This window comes from Alteromonas mediterranea DE, from assembly GCF_000020585.3.
GTDB lineage: Bacteria > Pseudomonadota > Gammaproteobacteria > Enterobacterales > Alteromonadaceae > Alteromonas > Alteromonas mediterranea.
On sequence record NC_011138.3, the window covers coordinates 2,573,276 to 2,590,249 of the forward strand.

16 protein-coding genes are annotated in these 16,974 nt (G+C 43.8%); 7 read left to right on the top strand and 9 right to left on the bottom strand.

The window, feature by feature from the left end; translation table 11 throughout:
• Positions 1–141: 141 nt before the first annotated feature.
• The gene (locus tag MADE_RS11440; protein WP_012519155.1) at positions 142–795 is read left to right on the top strand and encodes a dUTP diphosphatase; all 654 of its coding nucleotides are present in this window, start codon (positions 142–144) and stop codon (positions 793–795) included.
• 191 nt (positions 796–986) lie between these two features.
• Here the strand turns inward: MADE_RS11440 and MADE_RS11445 are convergent, their stop codons facing one another.
• The 7 genes from MADE_RS11445 to MADE_RS20690 all read right to left on the bottom strand — a co-directional run bounded on the left by MADE_RS11445 (position 987) and on the right by MADE_RS20690 (position 10,656).
• Positions 987–2,666 (bottom strand): AMP-binding protein, encoded by a 1,680-nt coding sequence (locus MADE_RS11445; protein WP_012519156.1) that lies wholly within the window; start codon positions 2,664–2,666, stop codon positions 987–989.
• 219 nt (positions 2,667–2,885) lie between these two features.
• Positions 2,886–7,064, bottom strand: coding sequence for an EAL domain-containing protein (locus MADE_RS11450; protein ID WP_012519157.1), 4,179 nt, complete (start codon positions 7,062–7,064; stop codon positions 2,886–2,888).
• 212 nt (positions 7,065–7,276) lie between these two features.
• Entirely contained in the window at positions 7,277–8,662 is a 1,386-nt protein-coding gene (locus MADE_RS11455; RefSeq protein WP_012519158.1) for a ribonuclease J, read from the bottom strand.
• Between the two features lie 68 nt (positions 8,663–8,730).
• A complete protein-coding gene (locus MADE_RS11460) occupies positions 8,731–8,964 on the bottom strand; it encodes a DUF2789 domain-containing protein (RefSeq protein ID WP_012519159.1) in 234 nt (77 codons plus the stop codon).
• Between the two features lie 143 nt (positions 8,965–9,107).
• Positions 9,108–9,458: a DUF2750 domain-containing protein gene (locus MADE_RS11465; RefSeq protein WP_012519160.1), complete on the bottom strand. Its 351-nt coding sequence runs from the start codon at positions 9,456–9,458 to the stop codon at positions 9,108–9,110.
• A 73-nt stretch (positions 9,459–9,531) separates the two neighbouring features.
• Positions 9,532–10,362 carry a LysR family transcriptional regulator gene (locus tag MADE_RS11470; RefSeq protein WP_020746123.1) on the bottom strand — a complete coding sequence of 277 codons (831 nt, stop codon included), beginning with the start codon at positions 10,360–10,362 and terminating at the stop codon, positions 9,532–9,534.
• Between the two features lie 126 nt (positions 10,363–10,488).
• Entirely contained in the window at positions 10,489–10,656 is a 168-nt protein-coding gene (locus tag MADE_RS20690) for a hypothetical protein (protein WP_015067440.1), read from the bottom strand.
• Between the two features lie 401 nt (positions 10,657–11,057).
• Between MADE_RS20690 and MADE_RS11475 the strand changes: the two genes are divergently transcribed.
• Together MADE_RS11475 and MADE_RS11480 are read left to right on the top strand one after the other, a co-directional pair.
• Positions 11,058–11,414 carry a MaoP family protein gene (locus MADE_RS11475; RefSeq protein ID WP_015067441.1) on the top strand — a complete coding sequence of 119 codons (357 nt, stop codon included), beginning with the start codon at positions 11,058–11,060 and terminating at the stop codon, positions 11,412–11,414.
• A 195-nt stretch (positions 11,415–11,609) separates the two neighbouring features.
• Positions 11,610–12,359 carry a PRC-barrel domain-containing protein gene (locus MADE_RS11480; RefSeq protein WP_012518759.1) on the top strand — a complete coding sequence of 250 codons (750 nt, stop codon included), beginning with the start codon at positions 11,610–11,612 and terminating at the stop codon, positions 12,357–12,359.
• Between the two features lie 86 nt (positions 12,360–12,445).
• Here the strand turns inward: MADE_RS11480 and MADE_RS11485 are convergent, their stop codons facing one another.
• Entirely contained in the window at positions 12,446–12,757 is a 312-nt protein-coding gene (locus MADE_RS11485) for an ArsR/SmtB family transcription factor (RefSeq protein WP_015067442.1), read from the bottom strand.
• A 197-nt stretch (positions 12,758–12,954) separates the two neighbouring features.
• Here MADE_RS11485 and MADE_RS11490 point away from each other — a divergent pair, with 197 nt between their 5' ends.
• Together MADE_RS11490 and MADE_RS11495 are read left to right on the top strand one after the other, a co-directional pair.
• Complete coding sequence (locus MADE_RS11490; RefSeq protein ID WP_012518761.1) at positions 12,955–13,308, top strand: rhodanese-like domain-containing protein; 354 nt, start codon at positions 12,955–12,957, stop codon at positions 13,306–13,308.
• Between the two features lie 51 nt (positions 13,309–13,359).
• Complete coding sequence (locus MADE_RS11495) at positions 13,360–14,283, top strand: LysR family transcriptional regulator (protein WP_012518762.1); 924 nt, start codon at positions 13,360–13,362, stop codon at positions 14,281–14,283.
• A gap of 22 nt (positions 14,284–14,305) precedes the next feature.
• Here the strand turns inward: MADE_RS11495 and MADE_RS11500 are convergent, their stop codons facing one another.
• Positions 14,306–14,911, bottom strand: a complete 606-nt coding sequence (locus tag MADE_RS11500) for an exopolysaccharide biosynthesis protein (protein WP_012518763.1) — start codon at positions 14,909–14,911, stop codon at positions 14,306–14,308.
• A 487-nt stretch (positions 14,912–15,398) separates the two neighbouring features.
• Here MADE_RS11500 and MADE_RS11505 point away from each other — a divergent pair, with 487 nt between their 5' ends.
• Both MADE_RS11505 and MADE_RS11510 read left to right on the top strand, forming a co-directional pair.
• On the top strand, positions 15,399–16,730 hold the full coding sequence (locus tag MADE_RS11505) for a sigma-54-dependent transcriptional regulator (protein ID WP_012518764.1): 1,332 nt from the start codon (positions 15,399–15,401) through the stop codon (positions 16,728–16,730).
• 19 nt (positions 16,731–16,749) lie between these two features.
• The gene (locus MADE_RS11510) at positions 16,750–16,974 is read left to right on the top strand and encodes a hypothetical protein (RefSeq protein WP_012518765.1); all 225 of its coding nucleotides are present in this window, start codon (positions 16,750–16,752) and stop codon (positions 16,972–16,974) included.

The window sequence follows — 16,974 nt, forward strand, 5'->3', positions numbered from 1 at the left end:
AGAGCAAGCAGTCCGTAAAGAAAATGCTAAGCCATTACCGACTAAAATTTATCAGTTTCTCAGTAAGCGTCATTCAAGTACAATTTGCCCTTTACAAGAATCACTGCAATTTCGCGTGCCACTTCACGGTCAGGAGCAATAATGTTAACCGCCCAACAACTCGCCACTATGCTTTCTCTTCAAGACAAAATGAACGCCAAAGTAAACCCCGATTGGCTGAATGCGGGCTATGGATACTTGCGTGCCGCCATGGTTGAGTCGGTTGAAGCTATTGAGCACCACGGTTGGAAATGGTGGAAGGCGCAACAAAAAGACTTACCGCAACTGCAAATGGAATTAGTTGATATATGGCACTTTGCCCTAAGCGCCTGCATCATTGAATATAACGGTGACATTGAAGCGTCAGCTAAAAGCATTGCTGCTGAGCTAGCAAGTGGCGATACATTAGTAACGTTTGACGGAAAAGATTACGACGCAGCAAACCAGTCACTGCTGGACAACCTAGAGTTGATGACTGGCTTATGTGCAGCAAAACGCTTTAGCGTGCCGTTGTTTATGTTTATTGTGAACCAATGTGAAATGAGCGCAGACGAGCTCTACCGACAATATGTGGGTAAAAACGTACTGAACTTCTTCCGCCAAGACAACGGCTATAAAGAAGGTACCTACGTTAAAGTATGGGAAGGCCGCGAAGATAACGAGCACTTAGTTGAAGTAATGGATGCCCTTGATTTAACTAAGCCCGAATTTAGCGACTTAGTTTATGAAGGTCTGCGCAATCGCTACCCTTCATAAGGTAGGCTTTTCACGAAATCACGGGGTGTTAGAAAGCGCCCCTGCCTACTATCACCCGCCTACAAGCGGCGAAAGCACCGAACGCCACCAGCTTAAAGGGGTATGATTTCAAAACACAGTCCCTTATATGTAAAAAAGCTCTGCAAGTTGCAGAGCTTTTTACTATGAACTTAGCTAAATAGCGCGGGTCTCTACGCGTTTACCCACACAAGTTTTTCGGAGTAATCGCCTTGAATAATACCTTCGAAACGCTCTTCTAAAACGTGTCGTTTCACTTTCAACGTGGGTGTAAGTAAGTCGTTTTCAATACTCCACTCTTTTTTCATGACCACAACACGATCCATCACTTGATGGCTTTCCAACTTAGCATTTATGGCATCAAAGGTTTTCTTAAGGCTCGATTCAATGCTTGCCTTATCTTTCTTGTGCGCCTCTTCGCTAAGCACTAGCAGAGCCACAGGTTGAGGAAGGTTTGTACCTGTTACACATACCTGCTCTACGATAGGGTTTTCCATAAACTTCGCTTCAATTGGCGCTGGCGTCACGTACTTGCCTTTAGCCGTTTTGAAGATGTCTTTTAAGCGGCCTGTGATTTTTACGTAACCATCAGCGTCGATCACCCCTTTATCGCCAGTACGCAAGTACCCATCTTCGGTAAACACTTCAGCGGTTTTTTCCGGCTCTAAGTAATATTCCAGCATATTACATGGCGACTTAACCTGTATCTCACCCTCTTCAGACGTTCGGATATCTACGCCATCATAAGGCTTCCCAATGCAACCTATTTTATCGTGGCGGAACGGAACACTACCTGTGCCATAAGCACTGTTTTCGGTCATGCCCCACCCTTCAGAAATATTAATACCTATTTTAGCAAACCACTCGATTACGGCAGGCGCTAACGGTGCAGAACCACTGGCCCACAAACGCGCGTTGTTTATGCCTAAACCATTGCGAATTTTTTTCGCTACAATTTTGTTGAGAATTGGAATTTTCAACAAGGTATCGAGTTTCTTTTGCGGCATTTTCGCTAGCACGCCCATTTGGAACTTCGTCCATAAACGGGGAACAGAAATAAATAGTGTTGGCTGACAATGCCCCACATCTCGCTGAAATGTAGCCAGGTCTTCGACAAAGTGAATCTTTCCACCGCTGTAATAGCTGGAAAGCTCTACAAGCACTCGTTCCGTGATATGCGCCAGAGGCAAGTAACTCATTGTACGGTCGTTTTCATTAATGCCGAGCTGGTCCAACGAGCGGCGAGCAGCCCAACAAGCAGTATTGTAGCTGTGTACTACGCCTTTTGGCTGACCTGTACTACCTGATGTATAGATAATGGTCATGATGTCGTCCATATCTGGTACAGGCGAATCTTTAATAGGCGCAATATCCATAAACTCAGCCCATTGTTGCTTGGTAGCAATGTTGGGGTAAGGAAACGCCACCGTTAGGTATTCAGTTGGAATAGACGCTACCTGCTCCGCGGTATTATCTAGCTTGCCCACAAAAAGTAACTGTACATCAGCGTGCTTTAATACGTATTGAACAGTGTCTGGCCCCGCCGTAGAGAAAATAGGCACCGAGACATGACCTGCCATCATTATGCCTAGGTCGGTAATAAACCATTCGGCGCAGTTTTTTGAAAAAATTCCAATTCGGCTACCTTGTGGAAAATTGAATTCACGCAGGCGGGCCGCTACCTTTCTGGCTTGTTCGGCGACTTGCTTCCACGTGTAATCGTGATATTCACCTTTAATAGGCTGGGTAAGGAATACATCGTTCCCACGGTTCTGTTCCCAGTGGTACAACATACTTAATGGCGATGTTATTACTTCCGTGGTATTTGCGTTTGCTGTCATGTCTAGCGGCATAGGTCACTCATATGTTGTTATAATGTAGCTCATTTTTACAATGATTTCACAGACTTCTAATAAGCCTTATTTTTTATTGAAAAACAAGCTTTTTAAACAAGCGTTTACATTCTATGCGACGAATGACGGGGCTTGAGCCCCTTAATTTAGTTTTCTTATAGATTGGGCTTTTGCATTTTTATGGGCTTATTAGCTTAAAATCCCTGCCCATAAATGCCTTTATGACCAAGATTTAAACAGCAGCGGAGCCACCTCACTCGCCGTGCAGGGTTTGGCATAAAAATAACCTTGGTGGAAAAAACAGGCTTTATCGATTAACTCTTTTACCTGCTCTTGTGTCTCTACGCCTTCCGCTACGCAACTCATATTTAGATTACTAGCTAGCGTGATTGTTGTGGTTACTAAGGCTTCATTAGCATTTCCCGCCGCCATTTCGTTAACAAAACTTTTGTCTATTTTGAGTACGGATAGCGGATAGCGCTGCAAATAGCTTAACGATGAATAGCCCGTTCCAAAGTCATCTAACGCAAGGATAAACCCTTCCTTAACAAAGCGCTTTATCTGCCTTAACGCATTATCACTGTCGTCCATAAGTACTCCTTCCGTAATTTCAAATCGGAAGGCCGATTTAGGAAGCTTAAACTCTTCAAGCACGCTCAGCACACCACCAAGATCAAACTCGGTTTTAAAGTGTAATGCAGATAGGTTAATGGAGACGTATCCGTTAAACCCTTGCTCGTACCACTGTGATAAGTCTTCGGCTGCTCTGCGCATCGCTTGCCGCGTCACTTCTATAATGTACTTAAGCTCTTCGAGAACAGGAATAAACTGATCTGGGTAGAGCGGTTCATCGTTTAGCTTTCCACGTAATAGTAGCTCTACGCCTATTGTCGTGTTGGTACGGGCATCAATGATTGGCTGGTAGTGATTAAAGAAGCAATCATCTGAGTAGGCACGTTTTACCTTATTCTCTAGCAACAGACGCGTTTTCGCCCGTTCGTTCATATCACGGGTAAAGTAAGTAAAGCCGCTAAGGGCATCTTTTTTCGCGCTATACATGGCAACGTCGGCCTGCTTTATCAATTCAGCAGGTTCAGAGGCATCCTCTGGATAAAATGCCACGCCAATGCTACAAGAAACACGAAGTACTTCTTCTGCTAACGAGATGGGTGTTTCAACCGATTCAATTATTTGCCCTACAAAAGAGCTTAAATCGTCGTCATTTAGCACTTCTTCAATAACAATGACAAATTCATCTCCACCTAACCGCGCAACCGTACCCGACTCGGCCACCAAATTTCTCATTCGATTGGCAACGATGCGCAATAGCTTATCGCCGTAGTCATGACCTAGCGAGTCGTTAATGCCTTTAAACCTGTCTAGGTCTACAAACATCACGGCTACGCGATGCTTATTGTGACGAGCAAGCCCAATAGCATGCTCTAGCCTATCGAGTAACAAAGTACGGTTAACCAACCCGGTTAAGCTGTCGTAGGTGGCTATTTTCAGTAATTTACGTTCAGCATTTTTTTGTTCAGTGATATCTGAGATAACAATTAGGTAATGGTCGGCTGCATTGCTTTCGCCGCTTACTGCTGTGATATCAATTAGTACATCGTAACGTTTACCGTCAGCGCCATCGATAACCGCCTCGTCTTTCCAAAAGTCACCGCCTTGCATCTCAGGAAGTTTTCCAGACAGCTGGCGATTTAAGTTCGGATAGCGCATATACAACTTAGCGAGTTGCTTGGGTAAGGGCTCTTTATTGTTAAAACCAAATACTTGTTCGAAAGCAGGGTTAGCTGCGACTAAGCGCTTTTCTTTATCGAAAATTAATACCCAATCGCGGGTTTGTCTGAAGGCATCGCTAAATAGCGTAACCTGTTGTTTCGCCTTTTGTAATTTGAACAACTGACGCTGTCTGGAGAGTAAATAAGCGACGAATAAGCCAATAACAAGCGTTGCATAAATAGTGTAAGCCAACGGTGAGCGCAGCGGCGCATAGGGCATAGAAAGAGTTATCTCGGCCGGTAACACGTTAAAATCGAAGCTGCCCGGGGTGGGTACCACAGAGAAGACGTAATCGCCGGGCGATATGTTGGTAAACGTAATTTTCGCGTCTTCCGTAACCCCTTCGGTCGCCACTTTGTCGCCATTTAATAACTTGTAATAGTATTTAACTTTCCCGACGCCCGACATAGTCAACGAAGAAAAGTGGATAGTTAAACCATAATCTTCGTAGTTTAAGTCGAAGTGGTGCCCATTTAAGTTCCTTAAGGGTTGATTCAATACTCGATTGTCTACCGCCACTTCAGTAATCGCGGTTTGCTTACCAAGTAAACTCCCTTCAGGCTCTAAACTTTCTAATTGTGACGGAGAAAAAACCACAGCCCCGCTTGTAGAGCCGTAGGCGAGTCGCCCGTCTTTCAACTTAATTGAAGCACCTTGATTAAACTCGGACACGCTAAGTTCGCGGCCATAAATAAAGTTTTTAATTTGGCCTGTTGATGGGTCGTATTTATGTAGCCCCTTATGCGAGCTGAACCAAATATTGCCAGACTCATCTTTTTGCAGCCCATAAACAATGTTTGAAAGTAATATGTTGCTGTCATTTAAGTTGTAAAGGGGTTCAAAGGTATCAGCGTCTACGCCAATTAACCCCACGCCGCTATAAGCAAGCCACAACACACCTAAATCGTCGATTACCCAAGAACCAATAGAGCGGTCCCTTCCTCGATGAACCTCAGAGAAACGGTATACGATTTCGTGCTGGCTCGTCTCTGGATTAATTAACCACAACCCACCCTCTGTTGCGAAAAACAACCTTTTTTGGTGATACTCAGACTCGCCTAAAAACCCGTAGGAGAAATTAATATCGAAAACACGAGGGTCGAGCTGTAACGACGAAATTGATTTTTCGGCGATGTCATATTTCCAATAACCTTCATTGCCAATAAAATACAGTTGGCCGTTGCTAGAGAGCGTCGCGCCCGGACCATAAGCATCGAAAACGCTGCTATCACCACCGTTTGCTATCTCTGGCCGTTTTGCTTCACCGCTATTTGGGTTAAAAATACGTATACCATCATAGGTCTCAAGAAATATTGTTCCGTCCGGGCCAGGTATAATACCATCGACTGCGCCATCGCCTGCTATCGCATATTCACTGTTTGAATACAGGTATTTTTCAGCGCTTTTGGCCAAAAAGTCGTAATGATTTAGCCCGTTTTCTGTGCCTAGCCAAAGTTTATTTGGCTCTGTCTCTGCGAACGTCCATATAACATGGCTAGTAAGAACGTCGTTACCGACAGAGCGCTCGTTTTGTATCGCAAAGATATTTGCGCTTTTAGTGCCGAAATACAACGCGCCTGCGTAGACCGAACTTAGCCACAAGTTATCAGATTCGTCTTTGGCAATTGCCGCAATCTTTTTGTTTGATATTTCTGTTAAGCCGTTATTAGGCTCAAGAATATGTTCGTATTGCCAGCCATCATTTGCTGACCAGGTTAATTGATAAAGCCCCTTGTTAGTGCCCATCCAAAAAGCATCATCTTTATGCTGTACTAGCGTCCAAACGTTTCTATCTGCGACTACTTGCGTAAATACATGTTCTTTTTCGCCACGTACCTGCTGAAGGAAATCCTGTTTATTCGCTACAAAGACACCCAAAACAGTGGAAATCCACACTCTACCGCTATCGTCTTCCAACAAAAACTTGGCATTTAAGTTATCCAAGTTGGCGGGAATATCGCCAAGATAGTCTAACTCTTTAAGCGGCTGCCCGATGTCGTTAACATTTTTGGTGTAGACGCCGTCAGTGGTTGCTACCACTAAGATATCTTCAACCGTTATCGCTGCCCGAATGGCTTGCTTATTGTCGAGCAACGTTTCGGGTAATTTAGCTAAGGTTTCAAGGGTGTCTGTCTGTGTATTGAACCGCTGTACTTCTTCGCTCAGCGCAATAATTAACTGCGTATCGCTCTGCCAATGGAAGGTTTCACCGTGCTGCACAAAACCTTCTAAATCGCGAAAGTCAGTAGGTTCGATTTGTACGACTTCTTGTGATTCTAAATCGAGGTAATACACACCTCGGCCGTAAACACTAAACCAAAGCGCCTCTTCACCCTGTAGTGCTAAACGGTAGATTGAAGCGTCGAAAAGTAGGTTGTCCGGCCCAGCAACACGCTTCGTTCTAATGCCATCCCAACGAACCAACCCACCGTCTGTCGCTATCCAAACAAATCCGTCGCTATTGATGACAATATCGTTGACGATATCCTGGGGAAGTCCGTTCTTTGTCGACAGTGATTGGAATACAGGGTTAGACAGCCGAGGCGCCGCCACCGCTTGCGTCGCGGTGATTGCCATCAGCAAAAATAAGTAAGCAAAACGTCTCATTGGGAATGGGTCGCACGTTTGAAATTGTTATTATAAGTCTAAGTGTAACAGAATGTTTGAAACTTGGGCAGTTTCATAACTAAGGTTTAACACAGAAGTTATTAGCGACTATCGTATTGATAATAATGGGCTATTTTTGCAATTTACGGGTGGTGCTATGTACTAAAGATCTGCAGCTCTACGCCTTGCGCTATCTTTTAACTTCGATGTGGTTAATCTTGTTGAACGGGGATCCGGCCCACCGGGATAACCTGTCTTCTAATACTTGGCTGCGGCGCTAACCGGTACAAGTCGCCGTTTTGCCCTACATAATGTTTTGAAACACCACTCGCTTTCGCAATATCTGCGTGAGCCTTAAGGTGTGAATGCTCACCATGGACCGGAATAGCAATCTCAGGCTTGACCCAGTGATACATAAGTTTGAGCTCTTCTTCACAAGGGTGACCGCTTGCGTGAATTGGCAATGTGCTATCCTCGCTATGGATAACTGCCACTCCTTTTGCCGCCAACGCTTTGCTTAACCGCTCTACACTTTCTTCATTGCCCGGTATGACTATTGAGGAAAATAATACGGTATCTCCTTTTTCCAGCTGTAAATGCGGATGGCAGTCTTTTGCTAGTCGTGCCAGCGCGGTATTTTTCTCCCCTTGACTACCTGTAGCCACTGCAAGTACTTCGTGAGGAGGTAAGTAGCCTAAATGCTGAGGATCGGTAATTGGCAAGTCATCGGGCCAAATACCCTGTTGCTTCGCAATACCGTACATGTTCATAAGCGAACGGCCATACAGCGCCATGTACCGCTTAGTCTTTTTTGCCACTTTGGCTATTGAAATAAGCCTCGCAATATTACTGCCGAAACAACCTACCACCACCCTACCTTTTATAGGAGCAATTGTGCTCAGCAATCCGTCGTAGCAATTTCTTTCGGAAATAGAAAAGCCAGGTTTGGGGGCATTAGTAGAATCTCCCACCATGGCGAGAATATTTTCTCTACCTAATTGCTTATACAGATTTACATCAAACGGCAAGCCTGTGATGGGGTTAGCATCAATTTTCCAATCTGCGGTATGAAGGACAGTACCTACCGGCGTCGCAATTTTAAGGGCAAATGGTTCAGGCAACGAATGAGTAATGGCAAGCCAGTTAACGCTAAAAGGCCCAATTTGAAGGGTATCACCTGCATCTACTTCTATTATCGGCACCCGGTTTGCCAATTTACTTCTTGCCAGCTTGCGCCTTAGTACCTCAGCGGTAAATGACGTTGTATAAATCGGCGTTTTAAACCTTTCCCACAAGTAAGGAATAGCGCCCACGTGATCTTCGTGAGCATGAGTGATAACAATCCCCGCTAACGCGTCTTTTTGATTTGCAATAAAGGAAGGGTCTGGCGCAACCACACGATGTGTTGCGCCTTCAGATTCAGTGGAACCAATATTGCTGCCCTTTTTATAGGCTGGAACGAGAGGCTCGTCAAACGATACACCGCAGTCCACCATTAACCAACGGCCATTGTGGCCGTACAAGTTGAGATTCATCCCTATTTCGCCAGTGCCCCCTAAGGGAACAAACCACAAGTCGTCAATAGTTGGGTGCAACAAAATTGATATTACCTTTGATTAAAATAAAGCGAAGTAAAGAGATCGAAAACCGGTTTACAGGGCCACCGCTACTCGTGAAGCTCTATGTTAAGTTGATCAATGACTTCGGCCCAAGCGGCATCTTCAACAATGGCGTCTTTTAAGAAAGCAGCTTGGCTCTCATTCCAGTAAGGGGCTTCGTGAAGATGTTGGCTCTTGTTTAGACCGCGATGTGTCTCGAAAAACTCGGCAATTTCTTCATCTGAACTACCTAAGCCAAGTTGACTAAACAAGCTATTCATTGTGGGTTGCTCGGTAAACATAACGCCTCCTTGATACTATAGAGATAGGGAGTACTTATTAAGCGTCGCTGGCGTATTTAAACCGGTGTTCAAATTTCCATAATAAAGCAGCCTTACACTCCCTGCTTAATGTTTACCGAAGCAAAAGCCTCTAAGATCACACGCTATAAATACTCTGCGAACTCTTCAGGTGTAATCACCTCACCTTCTTCTGCAGGTACCGGACATACTATAACCATTAGCTCATCTTGCGTCATTCCTGGTACCCATTTCGTTAAAAATTCCTGTGTGGTTAACTCCATAGCCTCGCAGTGAGCCCAATCTTCAGTGGCCCACAGTAGTGCTAGCTCAGCGTCAGGCCATACAGGTACGCCGTCTTCTTCATCGGTTGTCAGCATCACGCAGCCATGCTCATCTTTTAAAATGAATAATTTTTCTTCGGCTTTTATTGTAGCTAAGCTCGCTTCTAGGCGTTGAAAGGCATTTTTTTCTAATAATGGGTGTAATTGTGACATAAGGTTCTCACTTAAATTCTGTCTTTTGCAGGCGCGATAGGCACATCATGCAAATTTCGTTTACTGGTCGCAGTTAGTACGCGGTAGATACGCTGTCAATAATTTCAGCTAAACCTACGCGTCTCACTTGCTTCATGCTATGTACGTATACTTTTAGCGATACGTTTTCTACTGCCTTTATTTTCGTCACCTTTATATGTTGCGGTAACTGCTTTTCAACGTGGATTGGCAAAACAGCTACGCCCCCCTCGCTTTGCAAATTGTTTAGTGCAAGATTAAGTGAATTTGTTCTCAACTTGGCGTCGCGCAGTTGAGGGTAAGCTGTCAGTAACCAATCTCTTGCTTTGGTTCCCCAATCAATAGCCACAAAGTCTGCCGCATCAATGGTATCGGATGTCTCTCCAATGCGATAAAGCGCTAACTCTTGTTCTAGTAAAACCTCACTGTTTACTTCTTCTGACTTAAGCGGTTCGGTGGAAAAAGAAAGATCGGTTACACGCTCATGAAGTTGTCTGGACAAGCTATCGAGCGTAAGTACTTCGGCTTTCACTGACCAATCGGGAAATGTACTGTGCAAGTGACTTAACATTTGGGGTAATAATAACTCGCTCGCTAGTTGTGTGGCGCCGCACACAACATATTCAGATGACTGAATTTGTAGCTCTTGTTTTGCCTCGTTTAGCGTCGCGCAAAGCTGTCGAGCGTAGGGCAATAATTTTTCGCCCGATTGAGTAAGCTGGATACTATTTCTTTGCCTTATGAACAACGTGGTATGAAAGTACTCTTCAAGTAACTTTATGCGAGCGCTTACGGCAGACTGAGTGAGGTAAAGATTCTCTGCGGCTTTACCAAAGTGACGGGTTTTTGCCACTTCTATAAACGTGGTGAGAAAGCGTATATCCATGCTTGTTGTACAACCAAATCAAAGTAAAACTAAGTTGACACAGATAATACGGCAAGTAAACACAAAAGCACAGAAGCGTACCGTTCGTAACGGTACGCTTTATTAAAATTTCACCAACTCGACGAATTAATACTCTTCTTGGTGCAGGCGACGCTGTTTATCACGACGTTGCAGGTCACGCTTTTGCTTTGCCTTCACATCGCTATGACGTTTAGCATTTGGCTTTTTAGCGTGAAAACCTTCGTCTTCTACCGAGTCCCATTCTTCACGCTGGTAACGATAGTCTTTGCTCATTGCATTCTCTAGGTAGTTAACACGCCCTAATTATTATCCTAAGCCATAAAATGAAAAACGAATTTTAATCATCGTAGCGATAATAATTTTTGATGATTCACGCTTTGATTGGCTTAAAACTATGTTTATGCCTGTTAGCTGTACTATGGTGCACCGTAAGCGCGGAAGTTATAAAACCCTATAAAAATAATTTTTATTGCTATTTTACAAGTAGTTAAAGCAATAACAGCGCCCCTTTCTCTTTGCCGAGCAACTGCTCAAAAAGCAAGCTACATTTTTATTTTTTTGTTACTTTTTAAACCGTTAAAAATTTTTTATTGATAAGAGAAAAATCTTTTGTTTTATCTTCGTTTTTAATTGTCATAAAAGTGCGCTGAACAAAACATTACGNNGGGTACATCATGAAACGTTTAGCTATTCGACCATCAGCAAAACCTTATATTGACCGTCAAAAATTTCCCTATGGATTTCGCAAATCAGGTGACTTTAGCATTGCAGAAGCAGATCTTCTTACTCAATACGGTAAAACGTTACTGCAATTAGAAACGGGTGAACTTACACCACAAAACGACGATGAAGCGCATTTTGTTGACTTCATTAGCGGCAAGGTTGAAGCAAGTAACAACCTAGAAAAGGCGTGGGCGAAGTATGTCCGGTTAGCAAGAGGCAAGAAGCACTTTTATACGCTTCACAGCAGCGCGAGTAATCAATCGGATTATGACGACGACTTTTCCGACGATGAATTCGATGTAGCATAATCATTTGACCCTCTTAAAAAAGCTCGCTCCGGCGAGCTTTTTTGTTTTACGACTCGAAATGATCTCAATCAACTTTTGGCAAGAACAAAATGAAGAAACGTTAAGGACTGTCTACACTTAGACTAATACAAAGCGATGCCAATTTACTTGTTAATATCGCTTTGAATAACGAGCCCAAGCAAAGGAGGCGCAACGATGATCATTAGTTCAAAACAGCTTACTCACTTTTCCATTCACGCCGTGGATGACAAAGTGGGCGGCATCCGCGATATCCTTTTTGATGACGAGACCTTTACCGTACGCTATTTGGTTGCAGATACAAACACCTGGCTTCCACTTAGCCGCAAGGTTGTGATATCTCCTATCTCTGTGACAGGTTTAGAAGCCGAGGAGGAGTCCATTCAAATAAACATGACGGTTGATACTCTTAAAAACAGTCCGTCTATTGATGAGCATAAACCTGTATCTCGTGAATATGAGGAGAATCTCTTCAAATACTTCGGGTATGGCTATTATTGGATAGGACCAGGAGCTTGGGGGGAGTTTGCTCATCCCGATGAGTTAGTTGAATTACAGCACGCTGAGGAATCAGACACGGTCCACCCTAAAAAATCCACGAATCACCTGCGTGCTGTTGCAGAGGTGGGCGGATACGAGGTGGCTACAACCACTGATAATGTCGGCCACATCAGTAACTTTATTATTGATACGCGAAGCTGGGAAATTGTACTGCTGGTTGTAGATACCAATAATTGGCTTCCAGGCGGAAAACACCTTGCTCTTCTACCGACCGATGTAGATAAAATCGACTGGGCTGCACACTGCGTCAGCGTTAAGCTAAGCCATGACGAGCTAATTAATCGACCAGAAGTAGACAGTGATAAAATTACTGAAGAATCTTATATTCCTACATTATGCGCACAAATAAATAGTGAAACGCGTTAAGGACTAACGAGAAAATTTCATGCTGATAGATAATGCAATGTCCGTTTGCTAAGGCGGACATTGCACTTTAGAAAGGAAGAAAAACACTACTCGCAGAAAAATTCGTACATTAACGCAATTAAACGTTTAACACGTTCGTCAGCTAATCGATAATAAATGGTTTGACCTTCCCTTCTCGTGGCCACCATTTTTGATTCTCGCAGTAGGGCAAGATGTTGTGAAATTACAGGTTGTGATACGCTAACGACCTCAAGCAGCTCGGTTACCGATTTCTCCTCCTTTAATAGCGAGCAAAGCACCATAAGGCGCGTTTTGTTCGCAAATTGCTTAAGGAAGATCTCAGCCTCCACCGCATGTTCCATTATATCATCTGAACCTATCACCATATCCTCGGACATAAGCACTCTCTATCTGTAAAGTATTTCAACGTCAATTTATCCATTTACTATACTAAAGTATAAGGCAATTTGCCGACTTGCCATTTTATGCGATGAATTCCCGTATTTTATGAAATTTTGTAGTGCTACCCTATGAATATTGATTTTATCTTATTTATACCTCAGTTTCAGCGAAAGCGATTTTTAAAGGAAATATAATGCTAATTGATATCAAGAAACGGCTAGAAAATATCGACCTGGACATAAGAACAATAACGGCAGAACAAGCCGTCAGTGAGCAAAAAAATAATGGGGGTACGCTTATTGATGTTAGGGAAGCAGCAGAGGTCAGCAAAGAGCCCGTCCCTTGCGCCCTTCATATCCCGCGTGGCGTTTTAGAAATGAAGGCATTGGAACACTTTAGCGATGCTTCCACGCCTCTTTATATTCACTGTGCGTCTGGCGTGCGTGCTACGCTCGCAGCAGAACAGCTATTAAAGATGGGTTATGAGAATGTGTCGGTTATCACGTGTTCTGTACCTACAATTAATCAAGCCAGCACAAATGACTAAGTAAAGCCGTATGTGCTATAAGAGACGCTAAACGAAGTCAAAAGGCGTTTTATGCTTAAATCCACACTAGAACAGTGGCGTATGTTTAAAGCCGTTGTAGATGCAGGCGGCTTTAATCAAGCCGCTGCAGAAGTACATAAAAGTCAATCAAGCGTTCACCACGCAGTACAAAAGCTAGAAAACGCGATTGGGGTTACTTTATTTGAAAATATAGGCCGCAAAGTAAAGCTTTCTCCACAGGGTGAACTTATGTACCGCCGTGCCTCTTTTCTGCTTAGTGAAGCCCATAAGTTGGAAGCGGTGGCTGATAGCCTACAGGCCGGAACAGAAACAACACTACGTATAGCGGTGGACATAATCTTTCCCTCTGAGCTGTTATACAACGTTCTCGCTAAAGTCTCTTCTGAATTTCCCCAGTTGCGCATTGAGATAGAAGAAACCGTATTAAGTGGCGCTAATTCACTGTTAAGTAGTGGAAAAGTAGATTTAGGAATATCCCCTTTCGTGTTGCCCAATGGGTTCAGCGAAGACCTTTGTGAAATTGAGTTTGCCGCTGTTGCTCATGTAGACCACCCGCTACATCAGTTAAACCGAACACTCACCCTTGAAGATTTAAAGGCACATAGGCAAATAGTAGTGCGCGACTCCTCCGCCGAGCGAAAGGCAGATATTGGGTGGCTAGGCGCCGAACAGCGCTGGACAGTAAGCCATGTAAGAACATCACTGGATATCATTGCCCAAGGATTAGGATTTGCATGGTTACCAATTGCTATTATTAAAGAAGAGCTAGAAAGCGGTACTTTGCAACCACTCCCTTTAGACAATAATGCCGCGCTAAGAAAAGCATTACTGTATTTGTCGTTTGAAGATGGTGATACCTTAGGCCCCGCAGCTCGCGCGTTCATCGGAGAGCTCAGGTATCAAACGATGCATCTGCCCTCTTCGGACTTTATTATGGACGAATGCAAAAATTAGAGAACTTACGCGTTCAAATGGTTTAGACGATTAGGGCAGCGAGTCGTTCAAACCCCAAGACAAAGCCAAATAACGAAATTGAAACACCGACAAGTGCCACTGCCCCGTCATCGGTGGCCATTCCTATTGCCATAATAAACACAGCAGAAGCAGGGATTAGCCCCATAAAAGGAATGAGCTCTAAAGGAATCATCACAAGACCGCATGCTACGCAATTCAACGCAATGAATGAGCGAACAACTGGCTGGCGCATGAAAAACCAACGCGGAACTAAAAACCTGTCCACGCGCACTGCGAGCGGTTTGACCTTTTCAACGATGTATCTAAGTTGGTCGGCATCACATGTTAACTCCATTACCCTTTCCGGTAGCCAAGGGTGACGACGACCGAGTAATATTTGCAAAGCGATGAGTAATATCGTCGCACCCGCTAAAGATGGGATGCCTGGAATGGCGCCAATGGGTGTACAGGCGATAAACGACGGCAAAGCTAGCATTGGCCCAAACCCGCGCTTTTCCATTACGGTCCAGAAGTCAGCAAAAAGAAACTCGTCCCGCCTCGCATGGGGTTGCATTTTCCCAAGCAGCTCATACAAGGTCATTGATCTTTCAGCTGTTTTTCCTAACATATTCAATTCCTTTGATTTAACAACTCGAATCGTCCGCCAAGCGGTTAAGCACAATCCTTATCTATAAAACGGCAGCCGAACCCAATTGGCCTATATAAGGTGGGCTGTATGTAAAAAGAAGTTAATAGCCCCTTGTTGTGCGAAAAATATGCCATTGGACGATTAACGGCCCTTTTTGCGCGTGTAGGAATAGTTTTTGCAATTTTTGTAAAAACGACAGAGTTGTTACAGAGTAAATTTGTAATAACAAGGGGAAATATTTACGAACGCTAATGACAAATAAAGTCGTGAAATGGTTATAAAAACCTTGTCATTGATAAGTGCGTTAGCTATTTCGTTTTGAAAAACCAATTAACACACTTTTTGGATATCAAAATAGTCGAAACTTGCGCTTTGATACCCAAAGACTGTTAAATTATGATAAAACTATAACATTGTTTTTATTCCGAATTTTTCCGAATAGGAATCTAAAGAGAGGGACATCCACGTGCTAACCGTACTTTTAGTTGATGACGACGCTGAGTTCACAGAAGTTGCCTGTACCATTATTGAATTCTTGGGTCATGAAGTGCTTACCGCAGGAACATTAAAAGAAGCCCGAGACTGGTTAGAAAAAGAAACCTTCGACCACGTATTACTCGATTTTATGCTACCAGATGGTAGTGGCGCGCATTTATTTAATGAACTAGACGCGCTTCCTAAAAGACCAAGAGTTACCCTTATAACCGGCCACCCTTCTGTCAAAAGCGTTATTAAAGGGCTGTGTGGGCCTACGGTTGACTATCTCGTTAAACCTATACAACGAGAAGAAATTGAGGCGGTTTTAAGTCAGAAAAACAAACAAAAAGCGCCTAAAGAAGAGAAGATAGAAAAACATTTCGATTTGCTTATCGGTGAGTCACCGATAATGAAAGAGCTTTATAAGTTAATTTCTCGTGTAAGTAAAACAAGCGCAAATGTCATGCTGCTCGGTGAAAGTGGCGTGGGTAAAGAGGTGGTCGCCGCCGCCATTCATCGCGCTTCAGAAAGTGAAGGCCCCTACATTGCCACAAACTGTGGTGCCTTTTCTAAAGAACTCATTGGTAGTGAACTGTTCGGTCATGAAAAGGGCGCATTCACTGGCGCTGTGGGTCGAAAAGAAGGGGTATTCGAACAAGCCGAGGGGGGAACACTCTTTCTGGATGAAATTACTGAAATGCCCATAGATATGCAGCCAAACCTGCTTCGCGTTTTAGAAAACAAGGTCGTGCTTCGCGTTGGCGGCACTAAAACTATCCCCGTTAATTGTCGCGTTGTATCTGCAACAAACCGGACAATGGAAGAGATTGCGCAAAGTAAAGTGCTGCGCGAGGATATATATTTTAGGCTTGCCGTTTTTCCTATCACTATCCCCCCACTAAGAGAGCGCAAAGAAGATATTCCTTTGTTAGCTAAAACGTTCATCGCTGAATTTAATAAGGATAATGGCTCTAACTTTAGGTGGGAAGACGCTCAACTTGATACACTTCAAGCCTACGATTGGCCGGGCAATGTTCGTGAATTAAGACACTTTGTGCATCGTGCAGCTATCATGAGTGACCCCGAAAAAAGTGAAATAGAGTTACCAAAAACCATTGAATCGCCTTTCGCTCAAAAGCAAAGTACGACACCGGCACTTCAGGCAGGACGCACCATTGAAGACGTTGAGAAAGAGCTTATTTACGCCACGCTAGAAAAGGTCAACGGCAATAAAACAACGGCTGCTGAAATGCTGGGGATCAGTACTAAGACCCTCTATAACCGCCTTCACGCATATGGTGACTTAAGCAAAGACGAATAAAAACAATGAGGTATTCAGTATGACTAGCGACGAGTTTTCTCAACTTAGTGTTTTTGTTCACGACGCGCGTAAGCCGCTGAACAGGATTTCGATGCAAGCTGAGCTAGTAAAAATGGCATTAAACGGAGACGTTCCGCCTGAAAAGGCGTTAACGGCATTGGATAAAATAATAAGCAGCGCAAAAGACTGCAGCCACACCCTGACTGAAATGACTTCAGAACTGGGCGAAAATGTTTCGGAATAA

Excerpts from the sequence above, each read along its gene's own strand:
- MADE_RS11480 (WP_012518759.1), top strand. The coding sequence starts at position 11,610 with ATGATCATTAGTTCAAAACAGCTTACTCACTTTTCCATTCACGCCGTG.
- MADE_RS11445 (WP_012519156.1), bottom strand. The coding sequence starts at position 2,666 with ATGCCGCTAGACATGACAGCAAACGCAAATACCACGGAAGTAATAACA.
- MADE_RS11440 (WP_012519155.1), top strand. The coding sequence starts at position 142 with ATGTTAACCGCCCAACAACTCGCCACTATGCTTTCTCTTCAAGACAAA.
- MADE_RS11470 (WP_020746123.1), bottom strand. The coding sequence starts at position 10,362 with ATGGATATACGCTTTCTCACCACGTTTATAGAAGTGGCAAAAACCCGT.
- MADE_RS20690 (WP_015067440.1), bottom strand. The coding sequence starts at position 10,656 with ATGAGCAAAGACTATCGTTACCAGCGTGAAGAATGGGACTCGGTAGAA.
- MADE_RS11485 (WP_015067442.1), bottom strand. The coding sequence starts at position 12,757 with ATGTCCGAGGATATGGTGATAGGTTCAGATGATATAATGGAACATGCG.
- MADE_RS11450 (WP_012519157.1), bottom strand. The coding sequence starts at position 7,064 with ATGAGACGTTTTGCTTACTTATTTTTGCTGATGGCAATCACCGCGACG.
- MADE_RS11465 (WP_012519160.1), bottom strand. The coding sequence starts at position 9,458 with ATGTCACAATTACACCCATTATTAGAAAAAAATGCCTTTCAACGCCTA.
- MADE_RS11495 (WP_012518762.1), top strand. The coding sequence starts at position 13,360 with ATGCTTAAATCCACACTAGAACAGTGGCGTATGTTTAAAGCCGTTGTA.
- MADE_RS11500 (WP_012518763.1), bottom strand. The coding sequence starts at position 14,911 with ATGTTAGGAAAAACAGCTGAAAGATCAATGACCTTGTATGAGCTGCTT.
- MADE_RS11460 (WP_012519159.1), bottom strand. The coding sequence starts at position 8,964 with ATGTTTACCGAGCAACCCACAATGAATAGCTTGTTTAGTCAACTTGGC.
- MADE_RS11475 (WP_015067441.1), top strand. The coding sequence starts at position 11,058 with ATGAAACGTTTAGCTATTCGACCATCAGCAAAACCTTATATTGACCGT.
- MADE_RS11510 (WP_012518765.1), top strand. The coding sequence starts at position 16,750 with ATGACTAGCGACGAGTTTTCTCAACTTAGTGTTTTTGTTCACGACGCG.
- MADE_RS11490 (WP_012518761.1), top strand. The coding sequence starts at position 12,955 with ATGCTAATTGATATCAAGAAACGGCTAGAAAATATCGACCTGGACATA.